At 55.7% G+C, this 18,712-nt stretch carries 12 protein-coding genes; 10 read left to right on the forward strand and 2 right to left on the reverse strand.

The features are described 5' to 3' along the window. Positions 1 to 374 precede the first annotated feature (374 nt). From EL633_RS35885 to EL633_RS35930, 10 genes are all read left to right on the forward strand, one after another. Positions 375 to 1,484 (forward strand): hypothetical protein, encoded by a 1,110-nt coding sequence (locus EL633_RS35885; protein WP_126632127.1) that lies wholly within the window; start codon positions 375 to 377, stop codon positions 1,482 to 1,484. Between the two features lie 126 nt (positions 1,485 to 1,610). Next, positions 1,611 to 1,814 (forward strand): hypothetical protein, encoded by a 204-nt coding sequence (locus tag EL633_RS35890; protein WP_126632128.1) that lies wholly within the window; start codon positions 1,611 to 1,613, stop codon positions 1,812 to 1,814. Then, entirely contained in the window at positions 1,804 to 2,706 is a 903-nt protein-coding gene (locus tag EL633_RS35895; RefSeq protein WP_126632129.1) for an AEC family transporter, read from the forward strand. The genes EL633_RS35890 and EL633_RS35895 overlap by 11 nt, the downstream gene beginning before the upstream one ends. A gap of 28 nt (positions 2,707 to 2,734) precedes the next feature. Then, a complete protein-coding gene (locus tag EL633_RS35900) occupies positions 2,735 to 6,799 on the forward strand; it encodes an MMPL family transporter (protein WP_126632130.1) in 4,065 nt (1,354 codons plus the stop codon). Between the two features lie 41 nt (positions 6,800 to 6,840). Next, complete coding sequence (locus tag EL633_RS35905; RefSeq protein WP_126632131.1) at positions 6,841 to 7,722, forward strand: CHRD domain-containing protein; 882 nt, start codon at positions 6,841 to 6,843, stop codon at positions 7,720 to 7,722. A gap of 367 nt (positions 7,723 to 8,089) precedes the next feature. Beyond that, positions 8,090 to 9,970, forward strand: coding sequence for a cytochrome P450 (locus EL633_RS35910; RefSeq protein WP_126632132.1), 1,881 nt, complete (start codon positions 8,090 to 8,092; stop codon positions 9,968 to 9,970). Continuing rightward, positions 9,967 to 10,869, forward strand: coding sequence for a thioesterase II family protein (locus EL633_RS35915; protein ID WP_126632133.1), 903 nt, complete (start codon positions 9,967 to 9,969; stop codon positions 10,867 to 10,869). Before EL633_RS35910 ends, EL633_RS35915 begins: the two co-directional genes overlap by 4 nt. Then, positions 10,866 to 12,662: a hypothetical protein gene (locus EL633_RS35920; protein WP_126632134.1), complete on the forward strand. Its 1,797-nt coding sequence runs from the start codon at positions 10,866 to 10,868 to the stop codon at positions 12,660 to 12,662. Before EL633_RS35915 ends, EL633_RS35920 begins: the two co-directional genes overlap by 4 nt. A 163-nt stretch (positions 12,663 to 12,825) precedes the next feature. Further along, positions 12,826 to 13,548, forward strand: coding sequence for a queuosine precursor transporter (locus tag EL633_RS35925; protein WP_126632135.1), 723 nt, complete (start codon positions 12,826 to 12,828; stop codon positions 13,546 to 13,548). A gap of 69 nt (positions 13,549 to 13,617) precedes the next feature. Next, entirely contained in the window at positions 13,618 to 14,148 is a 531-nt protein-coding gene (locus tag EL633_RS35930; protein ID WP_174845202.1) for a hypothetical protein, read from the forward strand. Between the two features lie 74 nt (positions 14,149 to 14,222). Here EL633_RS35930 and EL633_RS35935 read toward each other — a convergent pair whose 3' ends face one another. After that, entirely contained in the window at positions 14,223 to 17,096 is a 2,874-nt protein-coding gene (locus EL633_RS35935) for an L-lactate permease (protein WP_161982730.1), read from the reverse strand. A 157-nt stretch (positions 17,097 to 17,253) separates the two neighbouring features. After that, a complete protein-coding gene (locus tag EL633_RS35940; protein ID WP_126632137.1) occupies positions 17,254 to 18,669 on the reverse strand; it encodes a WD40 repeat domain-containing protein in 1,416 nt (471 codons plus the stop codon). Between the last annotated feature and the right edge of the window lie 43 nt (positions 18,670 to 18,712).

Here is an 18,712-nt window from a genome sequence, read left to right on the forward strand (position 1 = left end):
CCCCTATTCCATCAACAAGCATGCAGTATTTCTCTAGCATAATCATTGTGTACGATGGTCGTCAACTTTCCCACATAGTACTCTCCCAAATATTACTCTATTTTTCTGCAATTCGCATAGGTTTTGTGAGGGAAATATCAGTAACGCGCTCTCAATTTTCAACGATGTCGTTTGATAAGCTCATCATCTCCGTTTTTTGCCGTCTTTGTCCGTGTTTCTCCCGTGTTCGACCCGTCCGTCTCCTGTCTCACCCTGCTAGACTCATTTTTGAACGTGTGACCGCCGAAGAGGCCTTCCTCTGATCTGGCGCGCACTGGTCGCCCCGACAGGGGATCAAGAAGAGGCACATCACTGAGAAAATAGAAAGGAGTTGCATGAATACACAACTCGTACCAGATCAGGATGAGGGGAAAGATCCCCCGAACCTTCAGCCCGACGATATCACACTCGTGGTCCCATCTGCGACGGAATCCAAGCAAGCACCGCCGATGCCAGCGCAGGATTACTACATTCAGGAGGATGATCACGAAGAAGACGTTGATGATGGAATCAGCTCGCAGTTCGCCAGGCCGTTCCAACTCTCTACGGGGATGCCCGTACTGCAAACAGAACAGCAGTACGGGGGTAAGCAGGCAACACCGATGGGCGCAGCGAAAAAGACATCAGGTGGGCGTCCTCGTTTCTTGAGAATTGCCCTGATCGTCGCCCTCGTTGTAGGGGCGATGGGGTTCTTGTGGATGACTGTGTTCGCACAACCCGCACAGCCGCTCTCAACGACTGGCCAGTCAGCACCACTCCCTCAGCCAACGGTTGCAATGCAACAGACTCCCGTGACAAAGCCAACCCCAAAGCCTGCGCCGACAACCGCAACAGGAACAACGCCTACCAACACGCAAGCGGGAAATTGGATTCCTCAGCAACTTCCAGCAGGGTGGACCGCAGCCGGACTTACCAATAGTGATGCTCTGTTCGCCGAACGAACAGCCTGGACGTTCACTGACCGAGAAGAAGCCCTGGATTTCAGAAATGTTGGGACACGAGCACAACATGCGGGTACATTCACCGCCGCGACGTTCATCTTGTCACCTGGTGGGCGCACGCGATTTCTCCAAAATGACTTTCGCGTGATCAATAACACGTTGTTCGATCATGTCCAAAATGTCCAACTCATTCAAGCGGCTGTCAACGCAACGCCGACATTGATTCAGTTGAAGACGCAGGGGCAAAACCAGTTCGCCCTGGTCGATGTCTCTTACCAACTCTACCAGTCGCAAATTGCCCCCACGACCCAGCAGCGATCAGAAGGGGTGGAGATGGACCCCGCGACCAACCAACCACGCATCCATCATATGAGCGTCTTGCTCGTCCGCGTGGTGCCCGGCACCCAGGGAACAGGTGCTCCAATGGGCGGAAGCGGATGGCTCGTCTCGAATTACGGATTAGATGTGCAGGGAGGCACATTGGATATTCTCCAACCCATTTAAGATGCCTGGATGCGGGAGCAATTCCTGCATCCGAGACATCACTATGCCATTCGGTGGGTATGTCTCCCGCCAATTTGATAAAGCACATGTACCGTTTGGCTTTCTTTGAAGAAAAAGGAGTAGAGCGTGAAACAGCGATTCACCTGCCCTGTCCCAGGAGCCTGGATACTTGATGCCACTGGCATTGCTCCATGCATCAATGCGCCTCTTATTGAGGTACTGGTATCCTGCCTGATGGAGGGCTCAACGCTCATGGTGTATTCAGACCATTCGTGTATAGAGCGCCGTCACCACACAGCAGAAAAAGAGGATAACCGTCATGGCGCTTGAAAAAACGCTCCCCCTTCTCTTCATATTTTTCGTTGGCCTGGGCCTCAAACGGATGAACGTGCTGAAAAAGGAACACGCCCCTATGATCAGCCAACTCATCCTCAAGATAGCCTTGCCCTCCGCGATCATCAGCTCACTCTCTAGCATGGAGATCTCGCCGAAGCTGCTCCTGTTACCAGTTTCCGGCATCGCCATAGTCACGATCCTGCTTGGCATTGGTTTTATTCTGGCCCCTTTAATGGGACTCCAGGGTAAAACGCGAGGAGCCTTTCTTATGGCATTTCCCACGCTGGAGCTGGGAAGCGTGGGAAATGCCTTCATGCTGGCGGTTTATGGCCCTGATGGCCTGGCACAAATAGCGCTGCTGGATCTGGGCAATAGCTTCTTCTTTTTTACAGTCGTTGCGTTCCTGGCCCGCGCCTTTGGTCGATCCACAGAGCGCTTTCGGCTGAGTTCCGCCCTCCTGAGCTTTGCTATGACTCCAGTTATCTGGGCCTATGCCATTGGGATCGGCTTCAATCTGCTCCATATCCATATTGCCATGCTCTCGAACCTATTCGCATCTCTTGCACAGGCACTTTTGTTGCTCATTATGCTGCTCATTGCAGTGGAGTTTGAATTGAAGCCCTCTCCGATGATGCGCTCCATTCTCGCGATGTATTTCAAATTAGCCCTTGGCGTCATCGTTGGCCTGGGAGTGTGCCTCATCTTCGGCTTCACCGGCATGACCAGGGTCGCTGTTGTGCTTGGTGCGTCGCTCCCATCTTCTCTGATGACCGTGGTGTACGCGAGGAAAAATGCCCTGGACGCTCAGTTTCTCGCATCGCAGCTTTCTCTCGCGCTGCCTGTGGCCATTGGATTCAGTTCTGTCTTGCTTTCTCTTACGCACTAACACACGTTTTCGGGAAGGGGCCTGAATCATGCAACATGATCGAGATACGCAAAACATTCTGCAAGGTCAGCCAAGAAGTGGAGGCCAGGTTGCCCTCCTTGAAGGGACAATGCAACAGGAGAACGCCTCCACCAGCTCGGCCATACCTCAAGGAACATCGGCAGCGAGACACGACACATACACAGATCAAGAAACGACGGCCCAACCCGCGCCATCCTCTCTCTCTTTCGGACGGGTGCTCGCGCTCGTGATCGTGCTGGTCGTGGTGACGCTCGGTATGATGGGGTGTCTGTTGTATCTCGCCTCAACGCGCTCTTCTGCTCATGCGGAATCGATGGAAACACTGCTCGCCCCTATCTTACGCCTTCCCCTCCTCCCTATACTGCTCATCAGTGGAGTGGTGATGAGCGCCTGTTTCGTGCTTTTCTTTGTGGGACTCGCTCTTTATATCGTGGACCAGCTTATGCGACCAAAAAAAAGCGATGCCTTTATTCCGATCACCCCCTTTGTTCTTGACCTTCCGGCTGAAGAGATCCAGTTCCCACCTGTATCTGGCGATCACCAGGTCAACGGACTGTTCATTCCGAGGAGAGGTGCCACGACCACAATCATTATCTGTCCAGGTTACAGACGTACCTATAGAGATGTGCTTGGCATGTGCAAGCACCTTTGGCTGGCCGGGCACAATGTGTTGGCCTTTGAGTATTATGGCCACGGCTCTGTCGTTGGCGTCTCAGTCACCCTGGGATACCGGGAAATCAACGATTTTCTGGGTGCGGTTGCCTATGCCAAAATGCGCGCACCAGCGACGAAACTGGGTGCTCTTGGATACTCGATGGGCGGAGCGGTCTCCATCATGGGGAGCGTGCGTGCGCCTGAGATAGAAGCGATTGTCACGGATAGCGCCTTTGCGACGCATTGGAGCGCTGTTCTTGTCGCCATCCACCGGACCCTCGGCTTTTCGCGCACCTGGCCGCCATCCGCCATCCGCCTTCTCCACTGGATGACTGACCAGGTGCTCTGGCTGCGCGCTGGCTACCGGTTTCATCAGGTGGAACCGGTGCGGGAGATCAGGCAGATTTCCCCCCGACCGATCTTGCTGATCCACGGTCTCTCTGATACCATCATCAGCCCTTACGACGCACAGCTTCTCTATCAGGCGGCAGGGAAACCAAAGGCGCTCTGGCTCCTCCCGAATACCGAACACATCCGGGGGTACTTCACTGATAGCTCAGCGTATGTCGCGCGCATTCTAGAGTTCTTTGATCACCGGTTGAAAGGAAGGGAACCCCAGAAAAACATCCAGGCGGAAACTCCGAGCGTTGAGGCTCCTGCCGTGACGGTGAGTGCCAGACGAAGTGAGCCGGAACAGGTGAACATCGCCAGACGCAACGTGGTGACCGCCCCTCCTCCGGTGCTCGCAGGTGTCCAACCCGAAAAAACAACGGCAGGTCTCGCTTCTCTTGGCAGCATTTACGGGCATTTCATCTACCGTTTCCGCTGGCCTGTGCTGGCTTGCTGGTTCCTCATCATCCTGGTCAGCCTCCCGTTGGCGCAGCGTGTCCCAACCGTCTTGCACAACAGCGGTTACTCGATCAGCAACTCTGAATCTACTCGCGTGGATAGCCTGCTGGTTTCCAAGCTCCATCGTCCGGCGACCCAGGTAATTGCTGTCTTCCAGTCGAGCGGGACACCTGTCAGCGCCCCGGCTTATCAGAGCGAGTTGAACAGCTTTATAAGTCGAGCCAAAGCCTTTCCTCATGTCACCAGTGTGGTCCAGGGTGGAACAGGAAAGGATGGGCGCTCTACCTTCGTTGCCATCGGCTTCGACCAGGATAAAGACACGGTAGCAGAGCATATTCCTGATTTTCGCAAGTTCCTTCCACAAACTGGCCCGGCTCACGTTGAACTCACCGGCGACTCGGCCATCGCCAATGAGATCCAGTTGGCGACCCAGGCAGATACCGAACGAGCCGAGGTCATCGCGATGCCGCTGACCCTCCTGGTCCTGCTTCTTGTGTTTGGAACGGTGATTGCTGGCGCGATCCCACTGCTGCTCGCCGGTGTGGCTGTGCCAACGGCATTGGCTGCCATCTACCTGGTCGCACTGCACATGCAGACCAACATTTTTGTACAAAGCATCGCCAGCGTCATCGGTCTTGGCCTCTCCATCGACTACAGTCTCTTTGTCATCCGTCGTTTCAGGGAGGAGCTGGCTCGTGGCATATCGGTGCAGGAAGCCATCGCGACAACGATCACCACGGCAGGTGAGGCCATACTCTTCAGCGGGCTGACGGTCGTGATCGGCTTCGCCGGGCTGCTGTTCATCGGAATCAATGTCATGACGAGCTTTGGCATTGGGGGCATTGCAGTCGCCAGTGCTTCCGTCCTGGCCGCGCTCACCCTCCTGCCAGCGCTTCTCTCCGTCGTAGGAGAGCGCATCAATGCCTGGCGCATCCCCCTGCTCGCAGGGCACATAGCACAATGGAAACAACGCCTCGCGGCAAGAGGTCACGTGGGATTTTGGCGGCGTTGGGCGCTGATCGTGATGCGCAAACCCATCCTCATCGTCATGCTCGTCAGCGTCGTCCTCGTTGTCTTAGGCTGGCCGGCGCTCAGCTTGAACCCGGGCGATCCAGGGGCGGAAGCGTTGCCTTCCGGCGCGTCGGCCAGACTTGGCCTGGATATTCTGCGCGCCCAGTTCCCAGAGGTCAACGATGACCCCATCTACATCCTCGTGCGCACAGCGGACGGCTCCAGTATCCTCTCCGCGCAGAACGTGCGCCGCGTGGACCGCCTCACCCAGCAGATAGGAGCGCAAGCGCACGTCGTCGATGTGCAGAGTCTCACACGCCTTCCAAAGATGCCTGGCGCGCCCCAGCTTCATCAAGAGCTGCTCGTCCAGCTCTATAGCACGGGCAGCTATCAGCAAAATCCCGCGCTCCAGATGTTTGTCGCCCAGACAGCGGCGGGAGATACCACGTTGATTACGATCCAGGCCAATACCCAGGCGGGGACGCGGGAGGATCAGGCGCTCATCGACCGCCTCCGCGCCATCGATCCGCAGGCCAAACAAGGTCTGGTCACGCTCGTCGGGGGAGCCCGCGTGGTCAACCTGGATTTTGATCGAGAACTCTATAGCAACTTCATTCGAGCGCTCGTCTTCATCTTGCTAGCAACCTATTTGCTGTTGCTCATGATGTTCCGCTCGATTGTGCTCCCACTCAAAGCGATTGTGATGAACGTCATGTCAATTAGCGCTTCATATGGCGTATTGGTCTTCGTCTTCCAGCAGGGGCATTTTCAGCAGTTCCTCGGCTTCACATCGAGCGGCTTTATTGATCGCTTCATTCCGATTCTGTTGTTCTGTATCCTGTTCGGCCTCTCGATGGACTATGAGGTGTTTCTATTGACGCGTGTGCGCGAAGAGTGGTTGCGCACAGGAGACAACCAGGCCTCGGTAGCGCTTGGCTTGGAGAAGACCGGGGGCGTCATCACGAATGCGGCTTTGTTGTTCGTGATCGTCTCCAGTTCGTTCATCTTGACTTCGCTGATCGTCACGAAGGAGTTGGGCCTGGGCATCACCGTCTCGATTCTGGTAGATGCCTCGATTATCCGTTGCGCGCTTGTACCTGCCAGTATGCAGATCATGGGCCGTTGGAACTGGTGGTTTCCGGGGAAAACTCGTAAGTTTCCCGAGGCTATCGCGCCATCCACGCAAGCTGCTACCACCTCTTCTTCCCCTGGTGATATAGCGACTCCGATGCTGGTGATCACCGTACCCGGCAATGATCCAGGCCGCCTGAAAAATCGGCCTGTGATACAGCAGGATGTGGCCGAACAGATGCTCGTGCAGATCTTCGCCCTGGCCCTGGATCTCCCCCCTGAGCAAGTGCAGGTAACTTCTGACTTCTTCCAGCTCGGCGGGGATTCCGACTCTCTCAACTCGCTGCTCTTTGCCACTGAGCAGGCTTTTCAAGTGCATCTCGTCCCGGCTGACATCTTCAATAACCCGGTCGTTTTTCGCCTCGCTGCTACTGTTGTGCGCAAACAGCAGCAGGCCATTCGTTCCCGAGAGATGGCTCACGTGTAAGGGCCATCCTCAATTTGGTAAAAAGGAGAAAACTCTTGAACATGCAAATACGAACCAAGAAGACGCTGATCGCTCTGTGGGCCGCCCTGGCGTTCATGTTGGCCCTCACAGCATGCGGGTCGCCTTTTAGTACCACGAGCGCGGTGCAGAACGTGAAAACCGCAACCAGCGGAAAGACCGCTACAGCGGTTCTGCTCCACTCCCCGGTCGGCACAGCAGATGTGGTCTGGGACCCGCAACAGCAAACACTTACGGTTACCATGCAGGTGAGTGGTTTGGCTCCCAATAGCCCCCACCCATTGCATATCCATCTTGGCGTGTGTGATGATCCTGGCACCATGTTATATATGTTGCCGAATCTCCAGGCAAACGCGTCGGGGCAAGCAAGCATAAACGCCATCATCAAAGGCGTGGCCCATCTTCCCAAGTCTGGCTGGCTCATCAATGTGCATAACGGGCCAACGATGGCTGCGCAGGATAACCAGAACATCGCTATCGCCTGTGCGACACTCACCATGAAAGAGGCCACGACAAAGGCTCCGCTCAAAGAGCACGTCGAGTTGGGAGGAACGACGGCTGCGAACGAATCTGTAAGTGGAACGGCCAATTTTTCCGTTGATACAACCAGCACACTGAGTGTTTCCGTGAAAGTTCACGGCCTGGAGCCTGGCAGTCACCATGCTGTTCATGTTCACGCGGGTAACTGTAATCGGCAGGGGAAAATGCTCTACCCCCTCATCGATCTGGTCGCCGATGCTAATGGCGATGCCAACTCATCGGCGACATTCTCCGGCGTTGACGCTATTCCCGCTTCCGGGTGGTACGTCAACGTTCATTTCGCGAAGCTCATTACTGACCAAAAAGGACAAATTATTTCACAGGTGTTTAACCCGATTGCCTGTGGGAATGTGGTGTTGAGTTAGGGATAGAGAGGAGGGAGGTATCATCCATCTCTTCTCCTGCCGCCATCGAGGGAAGAGGGATGATACCCAATAAAGTTTCAAATGGAACTCTAGAGCGTCTCTTTACGTTCAAAAGTCATTGACAAACGTTCAAACCTTGTGCTACATTGAAAATCGTTTCTGTCTTCTTCATAGAAGATGAAGCAAGAAGGTGAATGCGTTCGCTCAGTCGAGCTGCTGGGGACATTTCAGCCATGATGGAGGGACGTGGTACGGGTTTCGATGCGTTGGAGGAAACATTCCCACCGCAGCCTGGCGGCAACGATACAATTGATCACTCGTAGAAGATTACTCTCTTCACGTCGCGTTTCAGTAGGGAGTCTCTGGTATGCCAGCGAAATTGCCAGCAACACATGACGAAATACCGAGTATCCGCCAGATCGTTGAGCCTTCGGTCATCGCTAATCCATACGCGTTATACGCAAGTTTGAGCGAACAGGGACCGTTGTACTGGGACCAGGAAGCAAAGGTATGGGTTTGTACAGGATATGAAGAAGCAGAGACGATTTTGCGCGATCCCCAGGTTCGTTTTGGCATGCGTCGTCTCCGTTCCAATGAACAGCTTCGGGAGCGCGGGCTAGAGAAGCTCATCCCCCTCTACACGCTCCTGCGGCCACAGATGGCCTTTCTGGATGATCCGCAGCACCGACAACTCCGGGCAGCAATCCAGTGGCGGTTTACAGCCGCCGCTCTAGATCGACTACACGAGGCAATCCAAGCGCTCGTCAACGAGCGCTTATCCCCATTCGTGGGGAAACCCCATCGCGGGCAAATGGATTTGATCGATGACTTTGCCGGGCCACTGCCGACACAAGTTGCGGCGCTCTTCCTCGGCCTGCCTCAGTCTGACGTTGCGTATTTCATGCGTTGGAGCGCGGCCTACGAACGTGCCACAGCCAGATACACCGGACCCGTGCAGTTACGCTTCCCACGAGAGCAAGAGGGAGATCTGGAGACGCTGGAAGAAGCCCCTGCGTACTTCCGGCAGGTTGCTCGCGCCCGCCTCGGCAAGCCTCAAGACGATCCTATAAGCGATATGCTCCGTAGCCTCATCGATGGCGCCTTCAGCGCTGATGAACGAGAGGAGTACCTCAGCGTGGTCGTGGCAAATTGTTTACTGCTGCTCGCCAGTGGTTATGCAACCACCACGAACCTGATCGTTCAGTCCTTGCTCTGGCTGTGGAAAGAACCAGATCAGCGACGCTTGCTAGAAGAAGACCCATCCTTGTTAGAAGCGCTGATCAATGAAACGACGCGCCTCAGCTCGTCCAGCCAATATGTGGTCCGCCAGGCGCTCCATGACACAGTAATCGGGACCAAACGCATTCGTCGCGGACAGACCATCGTGATCCTTCTGGCCCTGGCAAATCGCGATGAACGAGCGTTCCCTCACGCTCAGAGATTTCTCCTCAAGCGAGATGGGAAACGCAAGCAGCTCGGATTTGGATTGGGACGTCATTTTTGTATCGGCGCACCCTACGCCGAGTTGCTCGCACGCCTTGCGATCTTGACATTTCTCCAGCGCTTTCCTGGTTTTCAGCCGAATGCCCCAGAGGACGAGTTCGAGTGGAAAGGCCCCCCCAACTCGCGGTGCCCCCGGCATGTGCCAATACTGCTCGGCGCGTCGCTCACAGAGCATGCACTGGCAGTCCCTGGGCGTAACGTGGTGGTGCCAACAGCAACCTGCCCATATGTCAAGGCAAGAGAGATTGGCGGGCAGGAAGGGGCCGAGCACTGGAAGAATGCAGTGCTCTCGGTCATGGCAAGTGACGATGGAACGACCACCATTCACTTCGACCCAAACAGCGTCAAAGTTTCACTCGACTTGCAGCACGGCATTATCCGCTTTCTATCGCAAGCGGATAGGGTGGCCGAACCACCGGCTACGAGCGGGAGCACCGTTCACACCGATGCTCTGGCGAGTGAGGCGCTACAGCCAAGAGAGATAAAAGATCGCTTATCCCATTTATTTGCGACGGTTTTAGCTCTTCCAGCCGAGGTGGACGACGAGTGTGACTTCTTCGAGGCTGGAGGAGATTCGCTAGCACTTGCATCCTTGCTTCTGGCTATTGAGCAGCACCTTCAGGTGGAGATCGACCCGGAAACTATCTACGATCACCCAGTACTCTCTGACCTGGCGGCGGTGATTGTTAAACAGCAGAAGCAGGTCCGCACGGGAGTGTCAAAGCGAGAGGAGGTGTATTCATGACGGTTTCGCTCTCACCATCCGCCTGGGTGCGTAGTCCACATCCGTTGCCACAGGCACAGCTTCGGCTGTTTTGTTTCCCCTATGGTGGTGGGGATGCCTCGCTCTTCCACGCGTGGCCGCAAGCTTTACCACCCGATGTCGCAGATCACATAGAGATCTGCCCAATTCAACTTCCTGGCCGCGCCCATCGCATTCACGAGCCATTATTCACCAGGCTATCGTCACTCATCGATGTGCTCGTCCCCCAGGATCTAGTTGCCTCCCCGCTCTATCCCTATTTAGACAAACCCTTCGCGTTTTTTGGCGCCAGCCTGGGAGGATTACTGGCATTTGAGATCGCACACGCGCTGGATACACGACACCAGCGCAGTGCTGTGGCTCTTTGCGTGGCGGCAACCCGCGCTCCCCAATTTCCCGGAGCCTACGGGATCGAAGGGGCGGAACACTTGAATGATGCGGAGCTGGTCGAACAAATACGTGTCCTGGGGGGAACCCCGGAAGCCATTCTCTCAAATGAGAAGCATCTACGGCTGATCCTTCCGAAAATCAGGGCAGACGCGATGATGGCGGCTACCTATGTCTATACCCCCGGTTTGTCTCTTGACTGCCCAATTACCGTTTGCGCAGGGGTAAACGATGGGTTCATCAGTTTCGCGGAACTGGCGGCTTGGCAAGCACACACGTGGCAAACTTTTCGCATGTATACATTTGCCGGAGATCATTTCTTTGTCCGTGACGCGACACCAGCAACGCGGGCACAACTCCTAGAATATCTTGCGCGCACGGTACGCTACGCGCTCACGCCAGGAACAGCGCTGGCACTTACTATACACGGGCGCGAGCAAGTGACAATGAACGGTGACGTTCAGAAAAGTAGAGGAAATCGAGGGAGCATATGAAAATAGACGACGCAAGTTACTTATCTACCTCGAATGAGCAAGCGAACGGAACACTGGTCCTGCCGTCTATCGAACGCGGGCAGCTCAGTATCGTGCAAGTTGAGCCGGAGGATACCCTCGAAGCAGTGCTGGCAGTACTTGAGCAACATGGACGACCAGCCATCATCGTTTTACCAGAACGAGGGCCGATTTTTTCTCAAGCCGAAGACTTTATACGCTTAAAACAGAGCAGCACACCCGCCATTATCAGCTTCGTGATTCCCCGAGAGCGTATGTCGTCGGTTGCAAAGTTCGCCTACAATGAGGGGTTCGCCTTCACTTCGTCGCTCGCGAAAGCGAAAGCGCTGTTCCTGCAACCACGACCCGACCAGCACAGCGGATTTTTAGCCCCGCCGACAGAAGATCTCATACCACAACAAACCAACGCCTCCTCTCACCGGAGGGAGAACACGCAGCGGCAGACCCCACTCACGAATGGAACGGGCCAAGATACCGGTGAGTACGAGCCACTGCAGATGCCGCGAGCCGGCTACGATCCAGTCACCCCTCTTCCAACAACGCAGATTCCATCTTCACCGCGAAAGCAGCATTCCAGGAAAGGGCGGCAACTTATCCCGCTCGTGGGGGCTGTCTCACTGCTTGTCATCGCAAGCGCAGTGCTTTTGCCCATGCTTTTCACGCAGTCGGGTCCCTCTCCGCTGATCGTTCGATCTCATCAGGATACACACAGCACCGCGTCCATAGGTCAGGTCAGCTTTACGAATAGCGGCCAACTGGACCCCAATTCAAACACTGGCCTCAACGATATCGTTTCGCTCAATCTTGCGGGCTTGAAGGAGCCTCCAGCAGGTATGAGCCTGTACGCCTGGCTTCTCTCCGACAAAACGCAAGACACGATAGCGCCGATACCGCTCGGCAAGCTGCAGGTTGTGGGCGGAAAGGCACAGCTCTCTTACCAGCATCCGCAACACGCCGATCTCCTGGTAAACTACAGCCGCTTTCTGATTACCGAACAGCCATCCAGCGTCACCCCATCATCCCCCCCACTCGACGAAAAAACATGGAGATACCAGGGAAGCTTCCCCGACGCTCCCGCGCCAGGAGACGAGCAGGGATATAGCCTCCTGTCTCATGTGAGGCACCTGCTCGCAAAAGATCCTACTCTGACCAGACTCGGCCTCTCTGGGGGCCTGGATGTCTGGCTCTACCGCAATACGTCGAAAATCTTTGAGTGGTCAAACGCCGCCCGCGACGATTGGGCTGGGGACAACACCGATCTCCTGCGTCGCCAAGTTGACCGCGTGGTCCAGTATCTGGATGGGCAAGTCTATGCCTGGCGCGACCTCCCGGCGAACACGCCCTGGCTTGTTGACCCGAAAGCAGGACGCCCTGGACTCATCGATTTCGCAACGGGGCCACAACAGGGGCCGGGAAGCTACCTTTCCCACGTGAGACTTCACCTGACCGGAATGGTGAACGCGCCGGGGCATACCGACGCGCAAAAACAGCTCGCAAGCAAAATCGATACCGCTCTCACTCAGGTTGAGACAGTTCTGAAGCAGGTACGTAAGGATGCCATTCAACTTGCGAAAATGAGCGATACACAATTCAAGAGTCAGGAGGCCCTCACATTGCTCAATGACATGCAGGTAAATGCCAGTAAAGCATATATAGGGCAAAACGGCGGCACGACCGGATCGGTTCTGGGGGTTGTCTGGATTCACGACACCATTCAGCAGCTCGCTCAGATGACGATCACCATCGCCACTCCAGGTGATGCGGGGAAGCCGTAAGTGCAATGGCGAATCCTCATCGTGAACAGCATCTTTCAATACCGACGAGCGCCATGCTGGTCCAACGAATAGAGAGGAGGAAACATGTCGCACTACGACGGACCCTTAGCGGAGTAGTTTTCTGTCGATAACAGTATCCTTTGAGCACAGAGAAGGAGATAATATGAAATTCTCTGCCTGGTTTCTATTGATCGCAAGCCTCTTTACGACCTGCTTGATCACGGCCAACATCATTGCCGTCAAACTCGCCCTGCTGGGGGGCGTCATGTTCCCAGCCGGCGTTGTCATTTTTCCTCTAAGTTATCTGTTTGGGGATGTGCTCACAGAGGTTTATGGCTACAGCGCCAGCCGTGTCGTCATCTGGCTCGGGTTCCTCGGCAACCTGCTGGCAGTTGCCGCCTTTTCTCTCGCCAGTATCCTGCCGGCGGCACCAATCTGGCACGACCAGACTGCGTACAATGCTATTTTAGGCTTTACGCCTCGACTGCTGTTGGCGTCATTCATCTCGTATCTGATCGGCGAGTTTGTGAACTCGTTTGTACTCGCCAAGCTCAAAATTGCCACGCAAGGGCGCTATCTCTGGATGCGCACCATCGGTTCAACGCTCTTAGGAGAAGGAATCGACACCACAATCTTTATCTCCATCGCGTTCTGGGGCTCGCTGCCCTTTTCTGTGATCATCACGCTCATTCTCACCCAGTGGATCATCAAGGTGCTTTACGAAGTAGTCGCGACGCCCCTCACATATCTCATTGTCGGTTTTCTCAAGGCCCGCGAGCAACTTGACATCTATGATCGTCAGACCAACTTTAATCCGTTCCTTCTGTTTCAAGCTGCCAAGCCACGAGCCGACGTATCCTCTCCCTCCAAGACATTGGCCTCGTAGCACCTGTACCTCAACGAGAGAGGTCTACCAGGATGTCATCACAACCCATCTCTAGAAAGGAACAGAGCTATGACGTATGACCGCAAAAAAAAGAAAGTACCCGTAGATCAACGCAATCAGCAGGAGGAGATCCTCCATTTTTCACTCTCAGGGCTTCTTGAAACTGACCACGTGTTGACGCTCAATCCCAACCTGGGCACTCTCTCCCATCTTATGTGCAAAGATGGCCAGCCCAGGCTTTTAATGGGGGAGCAATTTAGAGCCAGCGAGATTCGCGTGCTACTCCCGCTTCTGGAAGCCTTTCCTTACTACTGCCCATACGAAATGGTGTTAGCCAGTTTTGGAACGGGGAGTGTAACGGAGGAAGCAACGCTCTACTACCAGCGGCGCCTTCTTCAAGCGCGGCAAGAGCCTGCGCAATGGGAGGAAATACTGATGCCCATACGCGGCGTTCTGTCGCGCACTCGGATTAAACTGCGCCAATTTGGGCTAGAGATCTCATCGATTAGCGAGACAGGCTATTTGCTTAGGAGCCTGCCTCGCCTCCCAAAGAGCCAGACGCCAGGGCACACTACAGCCTCTCTGGGCATACCCGTCTAGGGAAAGGGGAGCATTGCCAACGTTCTCGCGTCTGGCTTGTGCTGGCCTCTTTTCCAGGATCGCCGCCTCACCCATCAGCCACACCAGAGCAAGGCGACTGACGGACGGTACTCTGGATGCAAAGTATAGCGGTGATGCGCTGTCATTACCACGTATCCTCGCCTGTGCAGAGCATACAGCAGGTGCTGAAGTTGAGCATTGGAAAACCCGGTCGCGTTTCGCAGAGCACGCAGATCAAGCCCATGCGGCGCCTCCGCCAGGTACGCGAGGATGGCCCGGGAGCTCCTGCCAATACCATCGCTGCGCAAGGGCGCGGAAAAGGGGGTCTCTTCGAGAGGCTCCTTATCCCGTTCTCTTCTATCGCTGTTCCGCCCCACATCCTCCCGTGAATGGAGGGTACTCTCGCTCTCTTTGCTTGCTGTTGCCTCTGAGGCTCCTCTGGACCCCAGGACGGCCTGGAGCATCACACTGGCGAGCACGAGACCAAAACCCGCATACCCTAGCCAGCCGAGGCGTTCACCTCCGAGAAAGGCAAGGCCAGCGCTCAAGAGTGGATCAAGAACCGCAAAGAAGGCGATGGAGATGGCGCTCACATACCGCTGGAGAAACGTCAAGAGGATCATCGGAAGGAGCGTCGCTATCAAACTCGTATATCCCATCGACGCCAGGTCTGGGAGCTGGAGCGTCGAAACACCCTGCCAGTCTCCACTGCACAACGCAAACAGAGCCGCTACCCCCGCCATCACTACGATCTGAACGCCAAGAATGGGCCAGTATACAGACGTTTTCCTGCGCAGATCGTCTGCGAGGAGATACTCGACCAGGAACGCGTACACTACGAGCAGCGATCCACCAACAAAGGCCGTAAAATTCCCTTGCCAGCGCAGGGAAGAGGTCAACGCCACAAGGATAGCGCCCGCAATAGCCAATAAGCACGCGATCCAGGTAGAGAGACGTATGCGCTGCCGGAGAATGAACCAGGCTACCAGCGCGGCGGTTACGCCATTGACACAAGAAAAAACGGTCGTTTCACTGATGCCTGTGCTCTTCAATGCCAGCGTGAGGCATAAAAATGCCACGGACAGGCATATGCCGAAGAGTCCACCGCGCACCAGGACGGACCGGTCTAACAGCGTCCTCCACCGCGCAACGAGCACGAGGCCAAACGGCACCAGGAAAACCATCTGCAGGCAGAAAAAAACAACCGGATCGAGGTGCGCAAGGACCGGTTTCGCCACCGGCGCAAACGTTCCATACAGAGCATAGGTCAGGACGAGGCCGCCATACATGCGCAGCCGCCCAGAGAGACGAAACATTCCTCCCAGGTGCAATCGCTGGCCCGAAGCGGAGGGAGCGGTCTGGCTCATGCCCAAACTACGGCCTTGTTCTCTCAAGCGCAAAGCGGTGAAAACAAGCGGCAGATTGACCAGCGCGAGCAGCAACCCCAGCACGAGCAACCCCTGGGAGAGAAACCAGACAAGCAGTACCATGATAAGTGCGACAGACCAGAGGATGAGTGGCCCTACCTTACACAGCAAAGCGCCTTCCTGCCCCGCTGCTCCTGCCGCCGTAACCGTAAGGATGATGTGCGCTGGCGAAACAATGGAGGCAATGGCTGTTGAGGTATTCTGGGCGGCGATGATCCAGGGGAGCGGAAGGCCAACACGCGCGCTGGCCGCCATTTGCATCGGCACGCTCAAGGCGTTACCGCTCATGATAGAGCCGGTCAGCCACCCACTCGTTGCGCCGATCACGGGCGCGATCCACATATATTCTCTTCCCAGCGTTGCAGCGGCAGCCCCAAGCGAACTAGTCATTCCACTCTCCTGCATCAGTGCCGCGACAATGAGGAATCCTACAACGGCTATCAAGCTCGAAAAAGATTGACGTACGGTACATACGACAGCTCGGAACAACGCTTCTGTCTGGAGCGGGAACAAGGCAAACGGAGCGATAGCAGCAAAAAGGAGGCAGATCCCAGGGCTGTAAAGGACCGCGAAATGGAAATGGATCGGCTCAAAAAGTAAAACGCCACGCGTCTGTAAGCGCTCGCTCACTGCCGGAAATAAGCGGGTCATAGCCAGGCTGGTTCCTAGCAAAAGATACGGCACCAGGGCCCGAGCCAGAGGTGATACCCCCGAACTAGCTCTGTGATGTGTGATGAACGTCTGCCAGATGACAGACCACTGATTACATCCCAGAAAGAGCAGGAACCCTACAACGAGTATACCGCTCACAATTCCAGCCAGCTCGACACCAAGGAACAAACTGCCCAGAAACATGCCACCTATTTGCAGGCAGGAAGCACCAAGAGCACAAGGCCAATGTCGTGCGAGTGCCTCTCGTCCACCACCGATGGCAAGTGTGAAGAGGGAGAAACAAATAGAGACTGGGGCCAGCAATAAGGCAGACTGCATACTCAGAAGATCGAGACGGACGCCGCTGGCGGCGGCTGCAAACGACGTGCCAATGCCCAGTGCGCCCCACGGACCGATAACCTGGCAAAGCAGGCTCAGTTGCGCCACCCGTAATCTATCGGACTCCAGCGCGGCGAGTAGAGGAATGATAAACACAGTGCCAACGCCAAAACCGCACATCGCTTCGACAGCTGGACCCACTCCAAGCACCAGCAGGAGGATCTGCACGTCTCGATCTGGGATCATCTTTGCCATCCCCCGCTCCAAAACCGGTATGGCTCCGGTCGCCTGTTGCACTTGGTAGAAGAGCAATGCTGGGACAAGAATCGCTGCAACGGTGAGCGCGGTAGCTCCACCTTCGCCCGCAGCGAGTCCGATCCTGGCCGGGGAGAGATGGAAGGTAGGAAAGAAAATGACAACCAGGGCGGTGACAAACAGCGTTATCAGGCTTGCATCTCGGCTTGTGCGCCGCAAGACGACCAACGCCAGGGCAGCTACGAAAAGCGGCAGCAGTGCAACTGCGAGAGTCATATATCCCTCCTCATCCAGTTCGTCGCGGATCGTCGGGCCACCCCATCGTTTTGAGGCGACTGAAAATATGCGTGGACAGTTCAGACCACGATAGAAGGCGTTTTTCTTCTCCAACATTTCAAAAAGGCGGGCCAACCAGCTTGCTCAAGCTGGTTGCTCATGTGAGCAACCAAAGGATGACCGAGTTGCCCGACGCCGTAGCAAGCTGGTTCCCATCAGTTGCCCATGCGATGCTATGCACAGCGACCCCCGGCTGTACTGTAATGGAAAACAATGGGTGTTGTTGGGCAAGAGTCCAGATAGAAAATGACCCATCATCACTCCCACTCGCAAGGTACCGTCCATCAGGTGACCAGGCAACCGACCTGATTGCCTTATCGGAGATGTGCAGACGTGCCGGAACGTCCCGACACATGAGTCCCCCATTTCCCATCGTTTGCTGCTGGCATATAAATCCATTCCAGATGCGAATCACTCCATCGTTCCCACCAACTGCCAGCATCGAACCTGTGGAGGTAAAGGCACATGCCCTCATCGGTGATGGCGCATCCTGATAAAAGCCGTGAACCTCGCGAGTCGTCTCAGCGTTCCAGATCCGCACTACTCCTCCCTGGGAAGCCGAGGCTACCGTCTGACCATCCGATCCCCACGATACCGCCAGTATAGGCGCGTCGTGGCCTGTAAACACGGCTTGGGGTTGATACTGTGTCGTTTCCCAAACAACAGCTCGCTTATCCTCTGCTCCAGAGACCACCTGCATCTGATTGTTCGCTGTCCACTGCACACTCGTTATTGCGGCAGTGTGACGCGCCGAGCGAGCCAGGATCTCTCCGTTGAGCGCCGAGAGGAACGTCACCTGATTGGCCGAGCCACTGACCAACCTCTGGCTCTCAGGCGACCAGGCCAGTGATTGGACTGGGGCAGGATGGGGGATGCGTTGTTGAAGCGTCCCATCTGGCGACCAGACCAGGAGCTGCGCATCGTCAGCGCCAGATGCGAGCATGGTTCCAGTGGATGACCAACTTACCGTGCGAACCGTCTGCTGGTGGGCCGAAAACGTCAGCCGCGCCGTCGCGCCTCGCAACGTTTTTGGGGAATCAGGAGGGGTGCCAGATGGAACGGGGCGAGCACCATCAGATGCGTGCTTGAACAGGGAACGTTGAGCAAAAGCTGTACTGATACCGGACCCTAAGCCAAAAACGGCGATGCAGACACCTGCCGCAAGGAGTGACCGACGGCTCCATCGCCTTTTGCCAATGGCAAGCTCTGGCCGAGCCCATGAGCCGCCATGAGCCGCTGCCGGTATCGTCGCATCGTTCGCACCTTCCATCTCCAGCACCAAGCGTGTCCCCGAAGCAATTCGTATTTGGCCGAAACGTAACGTGTTGGGCAGCGTCTTTCCGCTCTCCGCCACGCGTAGCTGGTATGTGACTGGACGCCCCCCGGTATTGACCGTCGGGTACTCCAAACGCTCAACCAGTGAAGCAACACAGGTACCCACAAAAGCCGTCTCATCAACATTCACCAGTGCGCGCGGTCTCCTCCCTGCTGGTTCAATGATGAGTTGAAGCATCCACTTGTTCTCCTATTCAGGGCATCGATGGCCCCGAAAACGC

It is taken from the genome of Dictyobacter alpinus, assembly GCF_003967575.1.
Lineage (GTDB): Bacteria > Chloroflexota > Ktedonobacteria > Ktedonobacterales > Ktedonobacteraceae > Dictyobacter > Dictyobacter alpinus.

Coding starts and splice junctions, on each gene's coding strand:
- EL633_RS35900 (WP_126632130.1), top strand. CDS start 2,735: ATGCAACATGATCGAGATACGCAAAACATTCTGCAAGGTCAGCCAAGA.
- EL633_RS35925 (WP_126632135.1), top strand. CDS start 12,826: ATGAAATTCTCTGCCTGGTTTCTATTGATCGCAAGCCTCTTTACGACC.
- EL633_RS35895 (WP_126632129.1), top strand. CDS start 1,804: ATGGCGCTTGAAAAAACGCTCCCCCTTCTCTTCATATTTTTCGTTGGC.
- EL633_RS35920 (WP_126632134.1), top strand. CDS start 10,866: ATGAAAATAGACGACGCAAGTTACTTATCTACCTCGAATGAGCAAGCG.
- EL633_RS35915 (WP_126632133.1), top strand. CDS start 9,967: ATGACGGTTTCGCTCTCACCATCCGCCTGGGTGCGTAGTCCACATCCG.
- EL633_RS35935 (WP_161982730.1), bottom strand. CDS start 17,096: ATGACTCTCGCAGTTGCACTGCTGCCGCTTTTCGTAGCTGCCCTGGCG.
- EL633_RS35910 (WP_126632132.1), top strand. CDS start 8,090: ATGCCAGCGAAATTGCCAGCAACACATGACGAAATACCGAGTATCCGC.
- EL633_RS35940 (WP_126632137.1), bottom strand. CDS start 18,669: ATGCTTCAACTCATCATTGAACCAGCAGGGAGGAGACCGCGCGCACTG.
- EL633_RS35885 (WP_126632127.1), top strand. CDS start 375: ATGAATACACAACTCGTACCAGATCAGGATGAGGGGAAAGATCCCCCG.
- EL633_RS35905 (WP_126632131.1), top strand. CDS start 6,841: ATGCAAATACGAACCAAGAAGACGCTGATCGCTCTGTGGGCCGCCCTG.
- EL633_RS35930 (WP_174845202.1), top strand. CDS start 13,618: ATGACGTATGACCGCAAAAAAAAGAAAGTACCCGTAGATCAACGCAAT.